Genomic DNA, 20,781 nt, shown 5'->3' with positions numbered 1-20,781 from the left:
CTCGTTCCTACCGCACCTCGCGAAGCTGCCGATCGTGATCGGAGGGATCGACCTTGGCAACTCGCTGGCTCCAAACCGAGCAACGTATTTGCTGCACAAGCGTTCTTCGCTGGCACCAAGACTTTGAATTCTCTCGACCAATGATGGCTCGCAGAAATGGCACGCATCCTGATCGGTACTTCAGGCTGGCATTACGACTCCTGGCGCGGTCCTTTCTTCCCGGAGGGATTGCCGTTGAAAGAGCAACTTCGCTACTATGCCAGCCAATTCGAGACGACGGAGCTCAACGGCGTCTTCTACCGAACGCCGACACCGCAAGCCGTGAAGGCATGGCGGGAGCAGACCGGCGAAAACTTCGTCTTCACCTGGAAAGCGTCCAAATTTATCACGCATTGGAAGCGCCTGTCTTACACCAGCGAAAACAGCCTCGAGCTGCTGGAAGATCGCATGTCCTTTTTACGCGGCAAGGCGGGGCCGATCCTGTTTCAGCTGCCACCGCAATTCGAGATGAATGCCGACAGGCTCGCATCTTTCTTCAAACTGCTGTCGAAGAAGCGGCGCTATAGCTTCGAATTTCGCCACCCGAGCTGGTATCAACCCCGCATCCTGCGAATGCTGGCTGACCAAAACATCTCGCTCTGCCTCTCGGATCATCACGACGCGCCCGCGCCGTGGAAGCGCACAGCGGATTTTGTGTATGTACGCGGCCACGGTCCAAGCGGTCGCTACTACGGCCACTATGGAAGGCCGACGCTGACGCAATGGACGCGGCGCATCGAATCCTGGAAACGACAAGGATGCGATGTCTATGTCTATTTCGACAACGACCAGAAGAGCGCGGCGCCTGCCGACGCGCTGAAACTGAAGGCGATGCTCTTAGGCTAAGGCCCGCCAGCAACCGAGCCGGCGATCACCATGACAAGATCGGCAAGATCGATCTTTCCATTGAGGATGAGTTCTTCCGAGGAAACCTCGACCTTCAGGGATTGCGGCCGGTTGGCCGCCTGACGCGGCCATCATGGTCTCGTCGATGCTGCTGCTGGTGGGCGCGGCCGCAGTGCTGGTGTCACGGCCCGAGCTGCTCGGCGCGGTGAGGTGAAGAGCCGGTTCGCGCGCGGCATGGTCGTCATGCTGGGCTGGCTCGCCCTGCTCGTGCTGCTTGGTGCCCTGTGGGCGCGGCTCGGCTGGTAATTGGCCTACTTCCTATTTGCTAGCTGGTCTGGCTCGCCGCCCGCAAGAACGCCATACCGTTCCGAAAGAGAAACAAGTTCCGCCACGTATTCGCTTTAGGGGGCGGTGCGTTTGTTCCAATGCTCGGCCGCCTACTTAACGGTGGCGCATTGGGGCCGAAAGCCGAACATTTCTTACATACTACGAATTTTGGATCGATGTTGCTGTTGATTCAAACCTCCGAACCGCCGCAGAAAGGGCAGGGCCGCAGCGGTTGTACAGAAACAGGGAATCCGCGCAGTGGATCGATAGCTGCGCGGTCGCTTGGCTTCCTAGGCATATTAACGCGAGCGTTTAGACAGACAGTATTTCTGAGCCGATGTCGACGACCTCGACGAAAAGATGACCGACGTCGCTATTGAAGCCGATGAAGTCCCACTTGGCGCCGTCGCCTTGGCAGGTAGCGCCGGCGAAGCGTGTCGCCTGCCACTCGGGATGTTTCGTGCTTGAGCGCACAAGGACCCAATAGAAGCGACCTGGAATCAACTGTGTGACGTCAGTCATGGAATCACTTGCAGACCCCTCGCTCACGCCGCCGCGCGACGCTCGGCCCAGCGCAGACGCATGAGCTTGCCGCCCGGCGGGTTGCGCGGACCGTTCCCGTCTAGCGCGCGTAGCGCTTCCAGAATTTCGTCGATATGAACAGGCGCCTTTAGTCCGTCCGGCGAGCGTAACGCTGGACAGGACGCGATCGCCGAGGCGTCAGAAGCCCATGACGCGAGGATGGCCCGCTTCTCGGCCAGACTCAAATTCGGGTCAGCGACGACCTCGCGCGGATGCGAGAACACCGTGCCGGGTGAAGAAGAGCATTTAAATCGAAAACGTTATCGTGTGTGGGCGTCGTCCGCATGGCTAAAGCTCCTACCCATCGTAAGACGCATTAGGGTGGCCGCGCGGGATCACCCGCGCGGCGGCGATCGGAACCAGGCCGCGGGTTGGTCAGGCGGCCTTGCCTTCGATCTGCTTGACCTGCCCGGCGCTTGCGCCCGCGATGGCGATGCGCCGCGGCTTCATGGCCTCGGGAATCTCGCGTTGAAGCTCGATGACCAACAGACTATTCTCGAAGTGCGCGCCCTTGACTTCAACGTGGTCAGCCAGGGTGAACTGGCGCTTGAATGACCGTGTCGACATTCCGCGATGCAGGAAGCTCTTCTCGTCCTTCTCGGCCTTATGGCCTTCCAACGTCAGGACATTCTGCTCCACCGTAAGGCCCACCTCGTCCGGTGTGAATCCGGCGAGCGCCACCGAGATTTGGAAGCGGTTCTCGTCGAGCCGCTCGATGTTATAGGGGGGATAGGTCTCTTCAGAGGTCCTGACCTTGCCCCCAAGTTTTATCCAGTCCTGAGTTCGCCCCGGCTGTTGGATTTGCCCGGTTGGACGGTGGCAGCGGCGGGAGCCGGCGCGGAGCCCTCGGCATAGCGCAGCGCCGGCTCCCGGCGCGGGTGGCAGGTGAAGGCGAACGGCGTCTTCCATCCGAGCTGCGAGTGTGGTCGTGCCTCGTTGTAATCGGCCCGCCAGCATCCGAGCGCGACGCGGGCCTGGGCCAACGACGTGAACAGCGTCTCGTTCAACAGTTCATCGCGCAGCCGGCCGTTGAAGCTTTCGATGAAGGCATTCTGCATGGGCTTGCCCGGCGCGATGTAGTGCCATGCCACGCGGCTCTGATCAGCCCATGTCAGGATGGCGTTGCTGGTGAGCTCGCTGCCGTTGTCGCTGACCACCATCTTCGGCTTGCCGCGCTCAATCATCAGCCGGTCCAGCTCCCGCGCCACCCGGGGGCCCGAGAGCGAGGTATCGGCCACCAGCGCCAGGCACTCGCGGGTGCAGTCGTCGACCACGGTGAGGATACGGAAGCGGCGACCATCGGTGAGCTGATCCGATACGAAGTCGAGCGACCAGCGGTCGTTCGGCGCCATCGGCACCGTCATCGGCGCCCGGGTCCCGATCGCCCGCTTGCGGCCGCCACGGCGACGCACCGCAAGCTTCTCTTCCCGGTAGAGCCGGAACAGCTTCTTGTGGTTGATCACATAGCCCTCCCGCTTGAGCAGAACGTGGAGGCGCCGATAGCCAAAGCGGCGGCGCTCCTGGGCGATCGCCCTCATGCGTTGGCGAAGACCGGCATCGTCCGCCCGGGTCGTCTGGTATCTCATGGTCATGCGACAGCAGCCGATGGCTTTACACGCCCGCCGTTCGCTCATCCCGAAGGCGTCTCGGAGATGGGCGACAGCTTTCCGCTTGGCCGCGGGCGTCACCATTTCTTTCCCACGAGGTCCTTCAAGGCTGCGTTGTCCAGATGGCGTCGGCCAGCAACCGTTTCAGCCGCGTGTTCTCGTCCTCCAGCGTCTTCAGCCGCTTGGCCTCCGAGACCTCCAGCCCGCCGAACCTGGCCTTCCATTTGTAGATGCTGGCGTCGCTGACGCCATGCTTGCGGCACAGATCGGCGACCGACACGCCGGCCTCATGCTCCTTCAAGATCCCGATGATCTGCTCTTCCGAAAAGCGGCTGCGCTTCATGCTCTGGTCCTTGTCGTGGGCCAGAACGAACTTCAAACTGGATTAAACCCGCGGGGCAAGGTCAGTCCGCTGGACCTCGTCGAGAACGTCAAACAGGTGGTCGAACCCAATGGTCGACCTCCACAGGGGAGTCCAATCATACCTCATAGCCAAATCCTCCAAAGAGCAAGCTGGGTACGAGCTGGCACCGGACACCTTCCGGCGCCCGCCTTGATTGCGGGGCCCCGAAGGCGCCCCGGCCGCCACGTCTGCGGCGTCCAAAAAATCTGTCACGAGCAAAAACGTTTCAAGAGGATGACGAAAAACATTTAGCGCTCTAAACGGGCGGTCTGGTCTAGCGTTGTTGTCGTGAAGGTTACATCCGCTTCTCTGCGGTCGATTGCCGCATGGGTTCGAAATCAGCGGTGGACGCCAAGTTGGATCGGTGTCCGGTCTGCCTGACAGCCGACATGACACGCGCTCAATCGACCTGCGGCTAAGGGCCACAACCCGACTACCCACCTCGGCGACGATATGGGGCTTTGCTCGGTCCGCAGGTGTACCATCGGCCGACCCGGCCCGCGATAGCTGAGGCGCAGCCTATCCCGTGCCTGCTCAGCAGGTCCCACTTTACATTATCAAAGGGAATGTAAGCGTTGTTGTTGTACCCGCGTCGCTGCTGGTCTGGTTGACGGTACCGCCAATTTGTCTCGCCAGAGAGGTAATCAGCTTAAGGCCCGACCCGTTTTTGTTCGGATGTTGAATGCCGCGACCGTTGTCAGTCACTGTCAATCGGGCCTCGCCGTAGCCGACGCCTCCCACCAAACTTACGCTGATCCTGCCTCCCTCTGCACCGAACGCATGCTTGATGCTGTTCATCGCAGTCTCATTCAAAATGAGGCCAACCGGGAGGGCCCGGTCGATCGCCAATTCGAGCTCGTCGCATTCGACGTCGACTTCAACCTCATCCACCTGATTGCGGATCGCGCTGCAAAGAGCCCGGATGTAATGGGAAAGTCTAACGATCTGCCCCTCTTGGCGAGGGGCAAGCTGATCATGTGCGAGCGAGATGGCGTTGATGCGGCTGGCCACGTGGTCCAGAGCGCGGTGTGATTCTGGATCAAGATAGCGGCGCTTCTGGATGGAAATCGAGGACAGGACGAGTTGAAAATTGTTCTTGACCCGATGTTGCATCTCTCGAAGCAAGATCTGCCCCTTTTTAGCTTCCGCGACCGCAGCCATAAGGCTTGCATGTTCGTCCGGTTGCGCACCGCGACGCAGCACAGCACCTATCAGCGCGGCGGCGGCGGTCAGAAACTCGGTCGTATCCTGGGAGAAGTCTCTCGGCTTTGTACTGTCCACCTCCAGCACGCCCCATGCGGCGCCGCCGATGAGGATCGGGACGTTGCTGACAGCCACAATGCTGTGCTCCGCCAAGAACTCGGAACAAACAAATTCGTTCTGCTCGGCGAAATCTCTGATGCTGACAGGCTCGGCCGTTTGGAAAGCGCGGCCAGGCGGCGAGCGGAGGTCGGCCGACAGCGTGGCGGTGCGGACGGCACCATCCTTCCAGCCGACTCCCGCAATCAACAGAAGATCGGACGTGTCTGGACGATATTGAAGCACCTTAACGTGGTCGATTTCCACGGCTCGGGCAATTTGCAGCACCGCTTGGTCCAAGAAGCGTTCTGTTCCGGCCTCTTCAACCGAAAGACGACCGATATCGACCAAAATGCGGATATGGCGCCGGAGTTTGTCCAGCACATCGCCCTCAGTTTGTTCGGCCGGGTGGTCCTCCATTCGTTTCTAACATCGGGCCTCATGAATTGTGCCTAAGCGCGAGACCGTACAATAGGAACGAAACAGGGAACCTCCGCTCCAATGCGGGTTTGGTTCTCCAGACAAAACAGCGAGAGCGAAAATGGGAAACAGTGGCGTCGGAATGCTACTCGGCGATACCTCGGTGACGGCGCTCTGGATGATGTTTATCGGCGCCTTCATCTTGGGTGGCACAATTCTCTATGGCGTCATAAAGACGGGAAGGATGCGCCGCAGCGAGCGTGCGCAGCTCGATCGAAACACAGAGATGGCGCAGCGCCGGGACGACCCGGAGAAAAGAGCCGCTCGTTAAGCGATCGGCGCGTCGACCGGTCAAATGTAAGATTTAGGAACTTAGGCCGGAATGGCGCTGGGGCGTCTACACATAATTCGCGATGTCCGCTTATTCCCTAACAGTCGCACGGAAGAGGACAATGCGCGAGGTCCGAAGTACAGGCTTAAAAGATTGTTCTTCAAAACGCTCGAACGCTAACGCCCGCAATGGGTCACAACCGACCGTCGAAGCGAGCGCGGGTCCACGTCTGCTCTACCACGATAGACGTATGACAACAGGATCAGCGGGGTTCGGTCCAGGGCCACTTCAGGACACGGCGCGACTGGTTGGCCTCGATGAGCCGGTCACCCTTTCCATGCAGGATCCTAACGCACGCAAGGCGCGGCGGCATCGCCCCTTTCGAAATCCGCGTTTGCGTCCATCCTTTTCCGCAGCGGGTACGGCTTCAGTTATCGTCCCGGCAGAGCCGTGAGCTCTCGGGGGCGCTTGATGCGCCAGAACGGATATGCCGCCAATTCTTTCGAATGCTGCCCGAACATATCGACCCGTCTGCTTGTAAACTCCGTAATGACGCCGAAAAATTCAGTTGGTGACCTGATCGTCGCAAGTCTCAGGCCGAATTCAAAAGCAAATTGCGCGTTGGCCTCGGCTATCTCAAGAAGCTTCCCTTGATACGCCTGCATGTTTGCCGTCGCTAAAGCAAAGCCTTTCGTTGGATCGCTATCCGTCATTCTCTGACTGAGGTCATTTGGTAAGGCATCCACCCGAGGCTCAATGATAGGAACCTCGTGTTTAGGATCATGAAGCTCAGGAGGCGGTTCAATCGAGACTGCCGCAACAGAGCGAAGTAAATTCTCTGTCGGGCTTCTAACAATGCTCTGCTTGTTCCGTTGGGCCCGCGCGGTCATTTTCGGATTCCGGGCGCGCTTCGGCGCCGTCGCCGGTTTGCGTTTGCTCATCTGACGCTCCACGAAAATGGGGGTGCGACCACAACGTTCATTTCTGAAAGGACAACAGGCTTTGTGACGTGGCGTTCCAAACCCGTGCATTGTTGAAGTTCCGCATGAACTGAGATCAATCGCACGTTCTGCGCTGTCGACGATGATTTTAGGTAGCAACTCCAACCAACAAACGTCTAACTGGCGATCTTCCTGACCACTGCTCAACGGCGTCAGTCTGAGAACAATCAGCCCTCCGCTCGTTGTGCTCTCTGCGGCGACTACACAGGCGTTCATGCCTTGATTTTCGCGAGACTTTCTCGAAGCGAACCCTCGGCCATTGATAAGCCGTATCGCTGGAGCAAGTTGAATGCTCTAGCACTAACAGTATTACTAGCAGTTCGTGGTGGACGCTTTGCGAGAGGAAGAGTACGAGGTCATCCATGTGGCTGACGGCGAAGAGGCATTGGCGTGGCACGGGCGGCGAATCACCGACGTTCTCATCACGGACGTCAAGCTGCCCGGAGGCATCGACGGATGGCAGATCGCCGAACATTGCCGGGCGACGCTTTCCGACAGCGCGATGAACTTAGCCAAATTATACGGCCGACCGCCTCGACCGCGATATCTATCTGGTGCTTGAAGACTTCGGCGCGCGTGCCGGTTGCGCCTGGCGCGAGACCGACGAGACTGACACCGACGTCGAGATCATCCTGCAAAATCTCCTGTCCGGCCAGTACGCCTATCCGGTTCGAATCGTATCCTTCAATCCCGTCGAGGGGTGGTCCCGCGATGCGACTTCCGACGTCGCCGACGTCCTGGCTCAGCGCGCAGCCGACACTGAGATCTCATCTGCGCCGCAAGACTTCATCGCCGCCAACGCCACACAGCGCCTCGACATGCAGCTGGCTCTGCCCTTGCGCGGTGTCGCCTGACGGTGGCGAACTTCCGCTCCAGGTCGAAGAGGGCAACGCAGGTTCGAAAACAATCGAGTCAATGGCCCGGCGCTGACTCGGTTGTTGAAGGTCGACGCTTTGGCACGGCGTGGTATCGCAAAGAGATACCAAGCTGATGCGCTTTAACAGCCACCGACGAGACGCCTCGGTTCAATTCAGCAGCTATCTCTTCGCGCCGGTGATTCCCGGCCATCGCCTTGAGCGTCTCAAGGTCTTCCGAGGTCCATGGGCGAACAGAATTGGCCATATGCGGCCTCCCAAACAACAAATTTGGCTCACGTAGCGCAATAGCCCATGGGACCAAAAGTTTCACTCCGCCCTCTTGGATAGATCGGGAATACGGCACGTCGGCTCTGTTATGAGCGCCACCGCGCTAACCGCAAAAATCTAGAAGCACACCGCAGAACGACCCTATGCAGACCCGGAGGCGTCCGCGCGCAAGCTCCTCGAAACGCAACATTGCGGCCGGGGGCGCCAGCAACCTGACCTTGTCCTTTGGTACAATGATCTAAGGGACATGGAATGATATGGTCGCTCATCGAACGACTTGGTGGCAAAGGATTATTCAAAGGATTTGATGTGGAAGAGGAATGACCGATGTTTGTGCGTATCAATTATCGGCCTCAGCGAATTTAAATACCGAAAAGACACCGGAATCTTCGGTGAAAAAGAGCCCGCTGTGTATGTCTATCAAGTCAAGCATGGTGCGGTGCGAAGTTACAAGTTGCTCTCGGACGGTCGGCGTCAAATCGCCGTCACCTACAAATCGGCGATTGATGATCCTCATCGCATCGTAAAATCGAAGGCAGCAGGCGCGCTATTCGGGATCACGCCAAAGAAATACCAATCAGGAGAAAAGGACGTCACGGGCGGGATCACGCTGGCCGGAGACGAGATAGTGCGCACGGTGTTGTATGAGGCTGCCAACGTTCTGCTATCGCGCATCACGCGGTTCTCAAAACTCAAGCGTTGGGGGATGGACGTCGCCAAGCGGCGAGGTTCGAAGCGCGCAAAAGTCGCTCTGGCACGTAAGCTCGCAGTGATCCTGCATCGGATCTGGGTCGACGGCACAACTTACCGATGGACCGAAGCGGGGCCGATCGCGGCATAGAAGACGTGGAGGAGATCAAGAACGCAACCGGGCTGAACTGAAGCCCGGTGCCCGAAGTCCCGTCGCCGGGACGGTGGATCCGGTGAAGCCGTTACACGCCCAGTGGCCGTCATCTGACGAACCACGCGTATCTAGATAGGCTCACCGCTCCCTCTGACAGCATGATGTGGCGACCAGGCGTTGACCACGGACAGAAGCATGAGTTCGGCGGCGTGACGTTCACTCGGGAGGCTTGACATCATCGGGCCCATTACAGAAGGCCGTGTACCCATAAACCCGGTGGCGTGATGCGACTAAGGCAATATCTGCTTTGCCCCTATAAGCAACCGACTTCGTGCGGCAGCGCAATATGTCGCGATGGGCCAAGCTCGAAAGTCGCTAGACCATTGGACTGGTTCACGACGCCAAGTCATCGAGCAACGCCTTGGCCTCTTTCAAATCGAGCGTGTCGAACCCTTCAGTGAACCAGCCGTAAACCGGAGCCAGAAGATCACGTGCCGCGGTGCGTTTGCCCTCATCGCGCAATAAGCGGGCAAGGCTCGTCGCTGCCCGGAGCTCAAGTGATTTCGCCCGTTGTTGCCGAGCGGTCTGTAGGGACTTCAACAGCCATTTGCTCCCTCCGAGCTGGCCGCGAGATAATGCCACCAACCCTCGCAGCCGAGAGATTTCCGCATCCCACCAGTGCTCGCCGCTTTGTTCCGCAATGGCAGCAGCACCCGTCAGGGCTTCGGCTCCGCCGGGGTAGTTTCCCGTGCGACAAAGCACCTCGCAAAAAAGCGCAAAGCTATAGGGAGCGTACTGGATCGTGCCTTGCTTCGCCGGATCAGCAAGCGCGGCGTGGTAGGAGGCAATCGCCGCCTCAATCCTATCCGGTGCCAACAACGCCCAGCCGCGGAGGACTCGTGGATCGAGCGGCAAGGCAATGCGCTTCTCAGCCGCTAGGGTCTCTGCGCTCTCAATGCGCTGCAGCACCGAAGCTGAGTCACGTCGGAACTGGTGCAATATCGACGCATGCAGATGCGCCATAGCAAGGCTAAAGGGATGGTTCACCCGTTCCGCAAGCGCCAACGCGTCATTCACGCGAGCGAGCGCCGTGTCAGGGTAGCCGAGCAGCCAGGCGCTCCAGGCACCTAGCGTTCCTGCACAGACTCCGGGGTCGTGGCCGTAGATGTGTGCGTGCGTCCGGTGCTGCTCGAACTCATAAAGGGTTCGGCCCTTCTCGCAATGTTCCTGCGCCGGAGCAAGTTCGCCGCAGAAGAAATGTGTTGTCCAACCCGTATGATGAGCTTCGAGCCGAAGGCCGACATTATTACTCTTTTCGACCAGGCTCAGGAGCCTATCTGAAAGCTGGCGCGCCGCATTCCAATCCGACGTGCGTCGGAAAGTCCACAACCCCCATATCGCGGTGAACTGAGAATCGATGTCCCCTATCTTATCGGAAAGCTCGTGCGCACGAGCGTGCGCTTTTGCTGCTTCGGCCGAGGAGAAGCCGTTGGCGTTACTTAGAGACACGCCTTTAGCGAGTTGCAGCTTGATCTCCTGCCGATCGCGCTGCGCATCCAAGAGAGATGGCAGCAGGGACAAACCACGATCGAAATGACTGACCGCCTCGGCATACGCGGAGCGGGAAGCCGCAAACTGGCCCGCTTTTAGCCATTGATCAGAGGCCCGTTCCGCCTGTCCGGCACCCGTCAGATGATGGGCCAGTATCTCGGGCTGCCGATCGACCAGATCTGCGAAATGCTGCTCCAAGGTGGTGGCAACTCGTGCATGCAACTCTTGCCGTCTTCGGCGCAGCAGCGTGCCATAGGCAGCGTCCTGCACCAGCGCGTGCTTGAATAGATAGCTGGAATACGGAGGCACACCTTGCCGGAACAACAAGCCAGCGGAGATCAGACGGTCTAAGGCGGATGCCAACTCTGGCTCCGGCTTGCTCGCAACGGAAAAAAGCAGGGTGTGAGAGAACTCTCGCCCGATCGCGGAACCGATCTGGGCCACCTCCTTGGCGGGCCCGAGCTGGTCGAGCCTCGCCATAAGCGAGGCGTGCAGGCTTGCGGGGACCGCCGCCGCAGGTGACGGAATATTGTCTGTAGTAGTTCGCCGCGCTTCGCCCTCACTCTTGGTCTCCAGGACCGCTTTCGTCATCTCCTCCACGAAAAGGGGAATCCCGTCCGTGCGCTCAATGATGTCCTGCCGCACGCTCGCCGAGATAAGCTGGTTGCCCACGATGTGATCAATCACCGTCTCGATTTCGCGCTGCGCCAGCCGATTGAGGGTGAGAGCAGTGACGTAGGGCCGCCCGAGCCAGTGCGGTTCGAACTCTGGACGAAACGTCACAATCAACAGCACACGGTAGGTCCGAAGCCGGTCAACGACCCCGCTGAAAGCTTCCTGACTCGTGGGATCGGTCCAATGTGCGTCCTCGACGATCATTAGCACAGGTGTGGAGCGCGACAATGCCTCCACCTGTGACCCGAGCGCTTCAAATGTCCGCTGGCGGTGCTGTTCGGAGGGTATGTCGAGCGCCGCGTAGCGTCCGTCTTTCGGCAGCGACAACATGTCGGCGAATAGCGCCGTATCCTCCAAAGAGGTTGAAGTCTGCGCCAATACTGTATCGAGCTTGTCCAGCTTTGTTTCCAGCGCGTCGTCATGCGCAAATCGTGCTGCCCGTTCCATCTGGCCGATGATCGGATAAAAAGCGCTGTCGGTATGCTGCGGCGAGCAGAAATAGCGCAATCGGGTATGCGGCTCGTTAGCGATGCTTTCCAGCAGCGCCGCCGTAAGCCGCGATTTGCCAATACCAGCCTCGCCGGAGAGCAGCACTACTTGGCCTTCACCACTCTTTGCCTTGGACCAGCGTCGCAACAGGAGTTCGAGTTCTTCGTCCCGCCCAACAAGCTCGGTCAATCCGTTCGCGTGCAAGGCCTCGAAGCGGCTTTCGACTGAAGCCGGCCGCAACGCAGCCCATGCCCCTACGGCGCCTGAGATACCTTTGAGTTCTTTCGGCCCAAATTCTTCAAGCTCGAACAGATTGCCCAACAGCTTCCGAGTACTCTCCGCAATGACGACGCTGTTCGGCTCAGCAACGCCCTGCAAACGTGCCGCAAGGTTTGGCGTTTCACCGATTATGGCGTGCTCCTGAGAAGCGCCGGACCCGATGAGGTCGCCGACAACCACCAGTCCCGTTGCGATGCCGATACGCGTCTGCAGGGGCGCACGAATCTTCAGAGCACCTACGCCAGCCACCAACTCCAGCCCCGCCCGGACGGCCCGTTCCGCATCGTCTTCGTGCGCCTGCGGATACCCGAAATACACCAGTACCCCATCGCCCATATACTTCGCAACGAAGCCGCCGAACCGCTGCACGATGTCGGCGACGCAATTCTGATACGCGGAAATGATCTCGCGTAGGTCTTCAGGGTCCATGCGTGCTGAAAGTGCTGTTGAACCCACAAGGTCCGAGAACATAACAGTGACTTGGCGACGTTCGGCGGCATCTTGGGGCTTCAACTCGGCCGTAACGCGTTCAGCTACGGCAGGGCTCCCAAGCTCCTGGATAGCCGCAAGCATTATGCGCCGATGCCCGAGCAGCACGCCGATGTCCTTAAGGTCCTGATCAGTCAGATGGCGAAGTGCTGCGAAACCAATCCCGTTTTCAGCAAAACGCTGCGCGTACTCGAACATTCCGAGCTTTTCGAGCCAGTCGGCAATTTGCTGCATCGCGGCCCCTCCGGATTTTGTGCAACCCACTCTGGACCGATAGGACCGAAAGTCTACCACGCGCGCCGACTTATTCCAGCGCCCGCCGCGAGGTTGCATGTCCGGTCATTTTTCGAGAGTTTTGGCAGAGATGCCGTGATTCAAACTCTCGAACTGGGGGCTCGAATCATGCGCTACGAACTCGCCGACTATGAATGGTCCGCCATCAAGCCGTTGCTGCCGAACAAGCCGCGTGGCGTTCCTCGGGTGAACGACAGACGGTCCTGAATGACATCTTCTGGGTCCTCCGATCAGGAGCACCCTGGCGTGATCTGCCGACGGCGTTTGGCCCTTACACTACTTGCTACAACCGCTTCGTCAGGTGGCGGCGGGCCGGTGTTTGGAGCCGCATCATAGAAGCGCTTGCCACTGCCCGGGATGCTGCTGTCCAGATGATCGACACTTCCATTGTCCGCGTGCATCAGCATGGAGCCTGCATCACAACGAACCAGTGCCAATCGATGGGAAGGTCCCGCGGCGGCTTGACGAGCAAAATCCATGCGGTGGTCGATGGCAATGGTCTGCCGGTACGGCTGGCGCTGAGCCCCGGTGAGGCCCATGACGTTCGACTTGCCGGAAAACTGCTGTCTCGCCTGAAATCCGGGTCAATGCTGCTTGCCGACCGTGGCTATGACGCAGACTGGATCAGGGAGCTTGCCATGAAGAAGGGCGCGTGGGCCAACATCCCGCCGAAAACCAACCGCAGCGATCCGATCTGCTTCAGCCCCTATCTCCATCGTGCTCGCAACCAGGTCGAGCGGTTCTTCAACAGGATCGGCCGATCGCGCCTTTGGTGCTTAGTCCGCAGGAGCTCCTTAACCAATGCGAGACCAGGACATTGGTGATTTGGATGGCGATCTGGCTTATCCAGCCACTTGAAACCTAGCGTCCGCGTTTACCCTACCGCTCAAGCTTAATTCCATGCTTCGATTGCGCCATTCGGCGGCCCGGTTACTCTATCGTAGCCGGACGAGTTGCCCTGTCCGGGTTCAGCATGGCGGAGTTGGCGCGCCATCATACTCGGCGCGTCGGCTTCGTTTTTCCCAGAGGAGATCAGCGGTGTGGCCCTACGGAATCGCGGCGCTATGCGTTGCGCTCCTGATCGTCGGAGTTTTCGCACTCGTTATTTTCAGCTTCGATTTTCCGGACGAGCCTAAGGCCTAAGTTTAGCAGAGAGGCGCATACGACGCCGTGTCGCAAAGGCTATAAAGCGTTTCCGCACATCGCTTTCCGGCAAACCCACAATGCCGCTCCAAGGCCCGGTGACAGCCGCAAGCGTATCGGTTTGATCGGACCAACGCTCGTGGCTACAAACAAACTATAAACGGACGGCATAGTCCAACCCGCCGGCAACCCGCTTTGGATTGTGTAGCCCTGTCCGGTGTTTTCCATGGCCCCGACCGCTGCATAAAACGTCGAAGCGGACACAGCCGTAGCGAAGTCAAAGCCGTCCGAGCCCGCAGCCACGTTAGCAGCCGTCCGCGCCGTTCCGCTCGATCCATAGAAGTTGACACCATCGACAGTGAACCAAGCGAGCTTGCTGCTAGCATCGATGCGGAGGCCGGCCATCGCCCAGAAACCATACTCGGGTCGGAGCCGACGTTAGAGCCATTCACCCAAATGCCACCTGCGTTGCTGAACCAGCCCGACGTTTCCTGCGCCAGCGAACCTTGGGCAGCCCTGGTTGACCCCATCTGTGATACCGATGACGCCGCAGTTCGACGGTTGACTATCAACATGGACGATGAAGAACTTTTTACCGGCAACGGCCTGGGGTGCCAGTACCTGCGCCGCGTCAATACCGTGCGAGGGGGTAAAGACTAGGGCCGTTCAAAGAACCGTTTTGTTGCCATTCGAAAAAGTAGCTGTCCCGGTGTTGCACCGCCGCCTCCGCCGGCTGGTGCGGGCCGATACCAACCGTTTTGGCCTTGCCATCGGGCACCCCTTGGGTCCATCCTATCTTGCTTTTCTCCTTTGGAAATTACTCAACCGACACGATCGAACCGACGATCAGCATCCCAGCCGCCAGATCGGTCCAACCGAACGTGCAATATAGATTGTGGTTGTTGCCGCGCTCGCACGCTTTCCTACCTGTCCGGATGTGTTTGTTCGCACCACTTGGGAGTACGTGTTGTTTCCGGCAAACCCCACAATGCCGCTCCAAGGCCCGGTGACAGCCGGAAGCGTATCGGTGGATCGGGTCAACCCTCTTTCCAACAAGCCATAGCGGAGGGCATCAACCATCCGCCCCCTAACGGAAAAGCGAAAACTTCTTAATAAGCGAACGAATCGCCCAGAGGCGCGGTTACCCACGACTTCCATGGAAGTGGGACTTGCACGGGGCGGTTGTGGTGAGGAAGTCGAAGATCGCCTCGCGATAATCGTTGAATTGCTACGTCCTCTCGGGAAGAGAGCCTCTCGGTCACCTCGGTCGAAACCCCTCCTGACGATCATGTCGATTGCCGCGCAGCGACCGAGGAGAGTAAGATCTCTCTAGATCGCGATACGGGGCAGTCAACAACAACTGGAACAGGGCTCTAGCGGCAAGGTATTGCGCCGTGTTGCGGCTGCGTTCCCTTCCAACCACCAGAAGATTTCCGCATCTATCTGAGACACACCACCGCCATGCGCGGCCCCGTTTTCTGATGGAGAGTTCGTATAGAGCAAAATTGCCAGACGTCATGGCACGACCAACCTCAAACAGGAAAGTGACAATGACAATTTTGACAGACAACAGCGGTCTGCGGGCTGGGTTCCAAGCAGAATTCAAACCACTCAAGCTGCTCTATCTGGCGCTCATCGTCTCCCGTGACTATGTCCAGAAAGCGCGCCGCCCATTCGTCCTTAGCGAGCAAATCCTTCTACTCTCAATTCATCACTTTAACTTCTGCGAACAGCACAATGGCGTCCCCTGAAAACAAGATCGCGCTCTTCATCGATGGGGCCAATCTCTACGCGACGGCGAAAACTCTGGGCTTCGACATCGACTACAAGCGCCTGCTGAAGGAGTTTCAGAGCCGCGGGACGCTGTTGCGGGCGTTCTACTACACCGCGATCATCGAGGATCAGGAGTACTCCTCGATCCGCCCGCTGATCGACTGGCTCGACTACAACGGCTACACGGTCGTCACCAAGGCGACCAAGGAGTTCATCGACGCCTCCGGCCGCCGCAAGGTCAAGGGCAACATGGACATCGAGCTCGCCGTGGACGCCATGGAGCTCGCCGAGCACATCGACCAAATGGTGCTGTTCTCGGGTGACGGCGATTTCCGCCCCCTGGTCGAAGCCGTCCAGCGCCGCGGCGTCCGGGTCACCGTGATCTCCACCATCGCGAGCCAGCCGCCGATGATCGCCGACGAGCTGCGCCGCCAGGCCGACGTCTTCACCGACCTCGTCGAGCTGCAATCCAAGCTCGGCCGCGACCCGTCCGAGCGCCCCGCCCCACGTGATCGCGGCGAGGGCCGCGGTTATCCGCCAAAGTTCCTGCAAGAACCGAAGGGGAATGCCCCTCACGATTGAACCCTGTTTGCCTTGTGGGCCCGTTGGCCCAAGGTTTTGCTGCATTGCGCCCAAAAGACACGCCGCGCGATCGGCTTGTTTGGGTCGACGCCACCCGAGGCAGGTATAGCGTGCGGCTGGCCCTAGCGTTTGAGAAAAGCACGGAGGTAATGATACCAAGCGGCTGCATTCCGCTTAGCGAACGCATAACCCGCGAGAGCTAGCGGGTACAGGTGCCTCGCCCAAGAGATCGTGACGCTCCAGGTTGCAATGGCAAAAAAAATGGTCGTCCTGCGCATCATTTGTCATGGTGCACCCGATTCTGTTCACATGCTCGATAGAAACCATGAAATGACCTCTGATACCTGAGCGCGGACATAGTTGACGGTTATCTTCTCCCTCAAGCTCGAGGTACGTGGCAGGTGCTAATTTGACCGACCTCGTGACAATTAAAGTATCCGCATTCCGCGGCGAACAACAGGCGGCGTTCTAAGCTCTCCTGACTGCAGATGGGAGTGATGCAAACCTTGATCCGTTACGTAACATCGATGGTTCGGAGCGGCATTTCTTGGCGCGCTGGTCGTCTGACGAATTGGCCAGAATTGAAATGGCTAGCGCCGGCCTCCGGGAATGCTGACCTGGGAAACAACCGACGGCTCGTATCCAGCGGTGGCAGCGGCGTCCCGCTTTCGAGACTAGACGCTCATAGTTGCATAATCCAATATGGTTTCTTTGATGTCGTTTCCGTGGGGGAGCCATGTCGATCGCGGAATGGTTCGTTTGGCAAGACGGAAATCAAGTCGGACCAATAACAATTGAAGAGTTGAGGTCGATGCGCGCCACGGGAAAACTTCGACCGACCGGATACGTGTGGAAACAAGGACTCGGGACTTGGAGACGTCTCTCCGATCTTTTTCCCACCGCACCGGCGCAGCCTCTAGCGGCACTCCCCCCTAATCCTCAACCGGCTTCGACTACATACTTTGATCAAAACCTCACCATCAGTAATGGCGAAGCTCAGCTGGACGGCCAGGAATTTCTCCTAAGCATGATACGCGACATTTCGGTAAAGACGGAGACGCCCGTGGGCGGGCTGACGTGCTTAGCGTTCGGCGCAGTGCTCCTAATACCTGCATTGATTCACATTCGGGAGCCACGAGATGGGCCGTTCTATATTGCTATATTCACAGTCGTCGGAATGATCTTTGCTCTGTACAATGTCATCGATGTTTCATCAAATTCATACTTGAAGGTCGTACTACGGAACGGCGCAAGTGTTGTTTTTCATGCCCGCGATAAGAGCTACCTGAACAAATTGGCCGACAGACTCCGAGTTGCTCTCGAGGCCGCACAGCAGATCTCTAGAGATAGCGAACGGCAGTCACAAGGAAGCGTATAATTCAGCATCCGAGCCAGGGCGTCATTCTTTGTACTCCCCACGGCCCGCGACGGTTCACTACCATTTCGGTCGAGAACGGGCAGGCGCGTGCCCCGCTTCTAAGCTAGGTAATTCTCACTTGGTAGCCGGCGGACCTCATTCTCGATAACCGCTGATTTCGAGTGTGCTCGACGACGCTCTTTTGGCTCACTCTCACGCATATGCCGGCAAATGCGAAGCTTTGGGCTCCATGCGTCGCTGAACCCGTTGTGGACGGCAAGTCTTAGGGCTTTCAAGCCAAACTTCGATTAACGTGAGAGGCTCTCAGCGGGGGCCAGATGGGCGATCACCTTGGTGCGGCTGTCGCCTTTTCCGCAGTCGCCAATCAGAAGCAGACAAGAGACCGCCCCGTCTAGTTTGCTGACGCGCACGCTCACCACTCAGAGTGCTTGCCAACAGCTGTTGGGGGATGGGAGGCGGCGTGATGCAAGCACACCTCAGGTGAATAAAAACCACGGCCAATCCGCACGACTTCAGTCTAAGGCGGAGTCATTGTTGCGCCGCAATCAGAGATTAGTTGATATGAGGTTAATTTTGCAGCAAAACCGCTAGCGGCGTGCTTTTCGTGCCGTTTTTTGAGTGTGTTTTTTATGTCAAATAGTAATGGTAAATTGGCCTCGGATCGGACAGTTCCCTCTCTTGATCAAATTGGCTTTGCAACCAGGGAGTTTCGACTCCGATTTCCCCCAGCGGCAGCAGGGTGCTTTTGCGCCGCAGTCGATTTTTTAGTCATTACGGCGTCGAGCATTCTAGGCTGCTCAATTTATCAAGCGTTCTCAAGCCGCGCTGTCAATAATTTCGATGCCTTTGCGTTGTCGGGAAGCATTGCGGCGATCCTTTATTTGTGGATGGCGCACGCGGCTGGATTCTACCAACTCGGCTCAATCGTTTCGTCGCGCCCCGCTTATCGAAGAATCATCAATCGTTGGCTTATCGTCGGGCTTCTGCTCACCTTTCTGGCGTTCCTGCTCAAGGTTGGCGCGATCTTTTCGCGGGGGTCGATTATCAGCTTCGTCGCTTTGTCGGCGACGCTGTTAATGGGTGCGCGCTGGGCTGTCACGCGCGTCGTTAGGGGGGCCGTGACCGGAGGTCTGCTAGCTGGTCGTCGAGCTGTCCTCGTTGGATCACGGGATGAGTTGGCGACTTTGGACGGCGATCAGCTCTTGAGGGATTTCGGCTTAACCGAGATCGACCGCTTAACTCTCCCAAGCCACAGCCTCTCGATGATGCAGCTGAGCTTCAGTGAGATGAGCGTGCTCAATCAGGCTATGGAGAGCGCGAGGCAGAAAGGAGCGGAAAGGATTGTACTGGCAATTGCCTGGAATGAGTCGCGGAGGCTTGAACTCGTACGCGACCGCATGCGGGCCTCCCCGCTTCCCGTTCAATTGATCCCGGACCGGGTTGTTCGAGACATCACACGGGACCTGACCCTAGCCGCGAAGCCCTACTCCGCGATTGAAATCAAACGCGGGCCCCTCCGCCACTTCGAGCAGTTCTTGAAACGCGCATTGGACATCGTCGGTGCCGTGGCGCTGCTCGTGTTGCTATGGCCGCCTATGCTCTTAGCTGCGATTGCAATCAAATTGGATTCGGCAGGACCGGTTCTGTTCCGACAGCGGAGAAACGGATTTAACACGAAGCAATTCAGGATACTGAAGTTCCGCACCATGACCGTGGTCGAAGACAGCGACAAGGTTGTCCAGGCGACGCGATTCGATCGGAGAGTAACGCGGGTAGGTCGCCACTTGCGCCAGTCGAGCGTCGACGAGCTTCCGCAACTCTTTAACGTTCTGAAGGGTGAAATGTCGCTGGTCGGACCACGACCGCATGCTCTTGTGCATGATATCCAGTATGGCGAAATACTGTCAGACTACGCATTTCGCCACCACGTCAAGCCCGGCATCACCGGTTGGGCTCAGGTGAATGGATTTCGGGGCGAGACGCCTCGAATCGAACAAATGCAGCGCCGAGTGGAACTCGATCTCTGGTACATCAACAACTGGAACCTGTTGTTGGACCTGAAGATTCTGTTCAAGACAGCCTTTGAGGTTGCGGGCGCGCGAAACGCCTATTGAGCATCGCGACGTGTCAGGGCCCGCCAATCAGTGAATTTCTCGAGACGCGCGCCAGGATGATTAGTTATCAGGAAGCGCACATTGCGTGGGCAATGGAGAGCGCATTGGCGGCGCTTCCGAGGCCGGAAGTAGAGATGATACTCGTAGATAGCCCTTCGGTAGACCGAACGCTTGAGTGCGCAGTACACCTTAGCTAAGCAAGGATTCTAGTTTCAGGAGCTCGGATTTGTCAGCGTTCGATCTCGGATTGCATCCAAATTCAAAAGAATGACCGCGCGATGTGCCCCCTATTTAATAGACGTTCGATCATCCTGGGGGCAGCGACTAGCCCCCTGCTTGCACGCCCCGGTCGAGTAGTCGCCGAGGTGTCTTCCGGAGGCTTACCACCGGCCCAGCTCGGTGAAATCACGCTGACCGATCTAAGAGGGGCAAGCAAGCAGGAATACAGTTCGGGTCACTTTTTGGCCTTTCAGGCAGTGAACGACGCGTCGGCTGATCGACTTCAGACAATCACGCTTCTTCCCGAAAGCTTTCCCAAAGGCACGATTCTGCGATGGAAATGGCCTGACAATGCGAACGACAGCGTAAAGAGCTGGAACGCCATCGATTACGGAAACTACCTCAATACGATTACACCCGCCCAAGTCCCACCGAGCAGGATAAAAGCGATATCGGCACTAATTCACGAAGCCGATATCGGCTACTCGGCACCTTCGGACAGCGCGAACGTGGCGTTGGACCTCTTTCTTTACACATCCGGCTCATCGACCGAAGCGACGATGGCGTGCGAAATCCAAGTATTCCTCCACGCCACGCCATCGGCACGGCGTTTCATGGCGACTTTGGAATCATTGGGACTCTATGAGTCCGCCGCCATCGGAAGCAGTCCATCCGTCAGGTGGGCAGTCACACGTCAGCAATCGAATTTCTTCAAAACTCCCTACTACCTGTTTTGTCCGAGCGACGGATCGGATCAACTGGCCTCAACTTTCGATGTGAAGGCTCTTCTCAACTGGCTCAGGTCGGTGAATCAGACAACAGGGAAGATCTATCTGACGGGCGAAGAGTATTTCAATGGATTGGCTACGGGTGTCGAGCCGGTAAGAAAATCAGGTTCCGCGCTCTTTCATTCGATCGAGGTGACGTATACGAGATGAGGCGCCCCGCGCG

The 20,781-nt window shown here is 58.1% G+C and carries 14 protein-coding genes and 5 pseudogenes; 11 read left to right on the top strand and 8 right to left on the bottom strand.

Features of this window, described 5'->3' with window-relative positions:
* Positions 1-156 precede the first annotated feature (156 nt).
* On the top strand, positions 157-885 hold the full coding sequence (locus AB7535_RS39915; RefSeq protein ID WP_283018990.1) for a DUF72 domain-containing protein: 729 nt from the start codon (positions 157-159) through the stop codon (positions 883-885).
* A gap of 639 nt (positions 886-1,524) precedes the next feature.
* Here the strand turns inward: AB7535_RS39915 and AB7535_RS39910 are convergent.
* The 6 genes and pseudogenes from AB7535_RS39910 to AB7535_RS39885 form a co-directional block, all read right to left on the bottom strand.
* The gene (locus AB7535_RS39910; RefSeq protein WP_439037658.1) at positions 1,525-1,734 is read right to left on the bottom strand and encodes a hypothetical protein; all 210 of its coding nucleotides are present in this window, start codon (positions 1,732-1,734) and stop codon (positions 1,525-1,527) included.
* Between the two features lie 23 nt (positions 1,735-1,757).
* A pseudogene (locus AB7535_RS39905) lies at positions 1,758-2,080 on the bottom strand (hypothetical protein).
* Positions 2,081-2,169: 89 nt separating this feature from the next.
* The gene (locus tag AB7535_RS39900) at positions 2,170-2,511 is read right to left on the bottom strand and encodes an Hsp20 family protein (protein ID WP_439037755.1); all 342 of its coding nucleotides are present in this window, start codon (positions 2,509-2,511) and stop codon (positions 2,170-2,172) included.
* A gap of 50 nt (positions 2,512-2,561) precedes the next feature.
* Positions 2,562-3,744, bottom strand: a pseudogene (locus AB7535_RS39895) (IS3 family transposase).
* A gap of 66 nt (positions 3,745-3,810) precedes the next feature.
* Positions 3,811-3,891 (bottom strand): annotated as a pseudogene (locus tag AB7535_RS39890) (heat-shock protein); the annotation flags it as partial.
* Positions 3,892-4,353: 462 nt separating this feature from the next.
* Positions 4,354-5,523 (bottom strand): sensor histidine kinase, encoded by a 1,170-nt coding sequence (locus AB7535_RS39885; protein ID WP_439034260.1) that lies wholly within the window; start codon positions 5,521-5,523, stop codon positions 4,354-4,356.
* A gap of 121 nt (positions 5,524-5,644) precedes the next feature.
* On the opposite strand from AB7535_RS39885, the gene AB7535_RS39880 reads away from it, so the two are divergent.
* Positions 5,645-5,854: a hypothetical protein gene (locus AB7535_RS39880; protein WP_038960214.1), complete on the top strand. Its 210-nt coding sequence runs from the start codon at positions 5,645-5,647 to the stop codon at positions 5,852-5,854.
* Between the two features lie 431 nt (positions 5,855-6,285).
* Here the strand turns inward: AB7535_RS39880 and AB7535_RS39875 are convergent, their stop codons facing one another.
* The gene (locus AB7535_RS39875) at positions 6,286-7,071 is read right to left on the bottom strand and encodes a Phasin protein (RefSeq protein WP_439037657.1); all 786 of its coding nucleotides are present in this window, start codon (positions 7,069-7,071) and stop codon (positions 6,286-6,288) included.
* A 106-nt stretch (positions 7,072-7,177) separates the two neighbouring features.
* On the opposite strand from AB7535_RS39875, the gene AB7535_RS39870 reads away from it, so the two are divergent.
* The 3 genes and pseudogenes from AB7535_RS39870 to AB7535_RS39860 form a co-directional block, all read left to right on the top strand.
* The gene (locus tag AB7535_RS39870) at positions 7,178-7,417 is read left to right on the top strand and encodes a response regulator (RefSeq protein WP_439034258.1); all 240 of its coding nucleotides are present in this window, start codon (positions 7,178-7,180) and stop codon (positions 7,415-7,417) included.
* The gene (locus tag AB7535_RS39865; protein WP_439037656.1) at positions 7,410-7,709 is read left to right on the top strand and encodes a hypothetical protein; all 300 of its coding nucleotides are present in this window, start codon (positions 7,410-7,412) and stop codon (positions 7,707-7,709) included. The genes AB7535_RS39870 and AB7535_RS39865 overlap by 8 nt, the downstream gene beginning before the upstream one ends.
* A gap of 769 nt (positions 7,710-8,478) precedes the next feature.
* A pseudogene (locus AB7535_RS39860) lies at positions 8,479-8,841 on the top strand (transposase); the annotation flags it as partial.
* Between the two features lie 396 nt (positions 8,842-9,237).
* Here the strand turns inward: AB7535_RS39860 and AB7535_RS39855 are convergent.
* The gene (locus tag AB7535_RS39855) at positions 9,238-12,561 is read right to left on the bottom strand and encodes an AAA family ATPase (RefSeq protein WP_439037655.1); all 3,324 of its coding nucleotides are present in this window, start codon (positions 12,559-12,561) and stop codon (positions 9,238-9,240) included.
* 168 nt (positions 12,562-12,729) lie between these two features.
* Between AB7535_RS39855 and AB7535_RS39850 the strand changes: the two are divergent.
* The 6 genes and pseudogenes from AB7535_RS39850 to AB7535_RS39825 all read left to right on the top strand — a co-directional run.
* Positions 12,730-13,388: pseudogene (locus AB7535_RS39850) on the top strand (IS5 family transposase); the annotation flags it as partial.
* A 1,926-nt stretch (positions 13,389-15,314) separates the two neighbouring features.
* The gene (locus AB7535_RS39845; protein WP_439037654.1) at positions 15,315-15,515 is read left to right on the top strand and encodes a hypothetical protein; all 201 of its coding nucleotides are present in this window, start codon (positions 15,315-15,317) and stop codon (positions 15,513-15,515) included.
* A complete protein-coding gene (locus AB7535_RS39840; protein ID WP_439037653.1) occupies positions 15,502-16,119 on the top strand; it encodes a LabA-like NYN domain-containing protein in 618 nt (205 codons plus the stop codon). The genes AB7535_RS39845 and AB7535_RS39840 overlap by 14 nt, the downstream gene beginning before the upstream one ends.
* 736 nt (positions 16,120-16,855) lie before the next feature.
* Positions 16,856-17,497: a DUF4339 domain-containing protein gene (locus tag AB7535_RS39835; protein ID WP_439037652.1), complete on the top strand. Its 642-nt coding sequence runs from the start codon at positions 16,856-16,858 to the stop codon at positions 17,495-17,497.
* Between the two features lie 620 nt (positions 17,498-18,117).
* Positions 18,118-19,611 carry an undecaprenyl-phosphate glucose phosphotransferase gene (locus AB7535_RS39830; protein ID WP_439037754.1) on the top strand — a complete coding sequence of 498 codons (1,494 nt, stop codon included), beginning with the start codon at positions 18,118-18,120 and terminating at the stop codon, positions 19,609-19,611.
* A gap of 365 nt (positions 19,612-19,976) precedes the next feature.
* Complete coding sequence (locus AB7535_RS39825) at positions 19,977-20,768, top strand: hypothetical protein (RefSeq protein WP_439037651.1); 792 nt, start codon at positions 19,977-19,979, stop codon at positions 20,766-20,768.
* The last annotated feature ends 13 nt before the right edge of the window (positions 20,769-20,781 follow it).

Origin of the sequence: Bradyrhizobium sp. 956_D2_N1_4, assembly GCF_052076025.1 — a bacterium.
GTDB lineage: Bacteria > Pseudomonadota > Alphaproteobacteria > Rhizobiales > Xanthobacteraceae > Bradyrhizobium > Bradyrhizobium barranii.
This window is presented reverse-complemented; position numbering and strand designations above follow the sequence as displayed.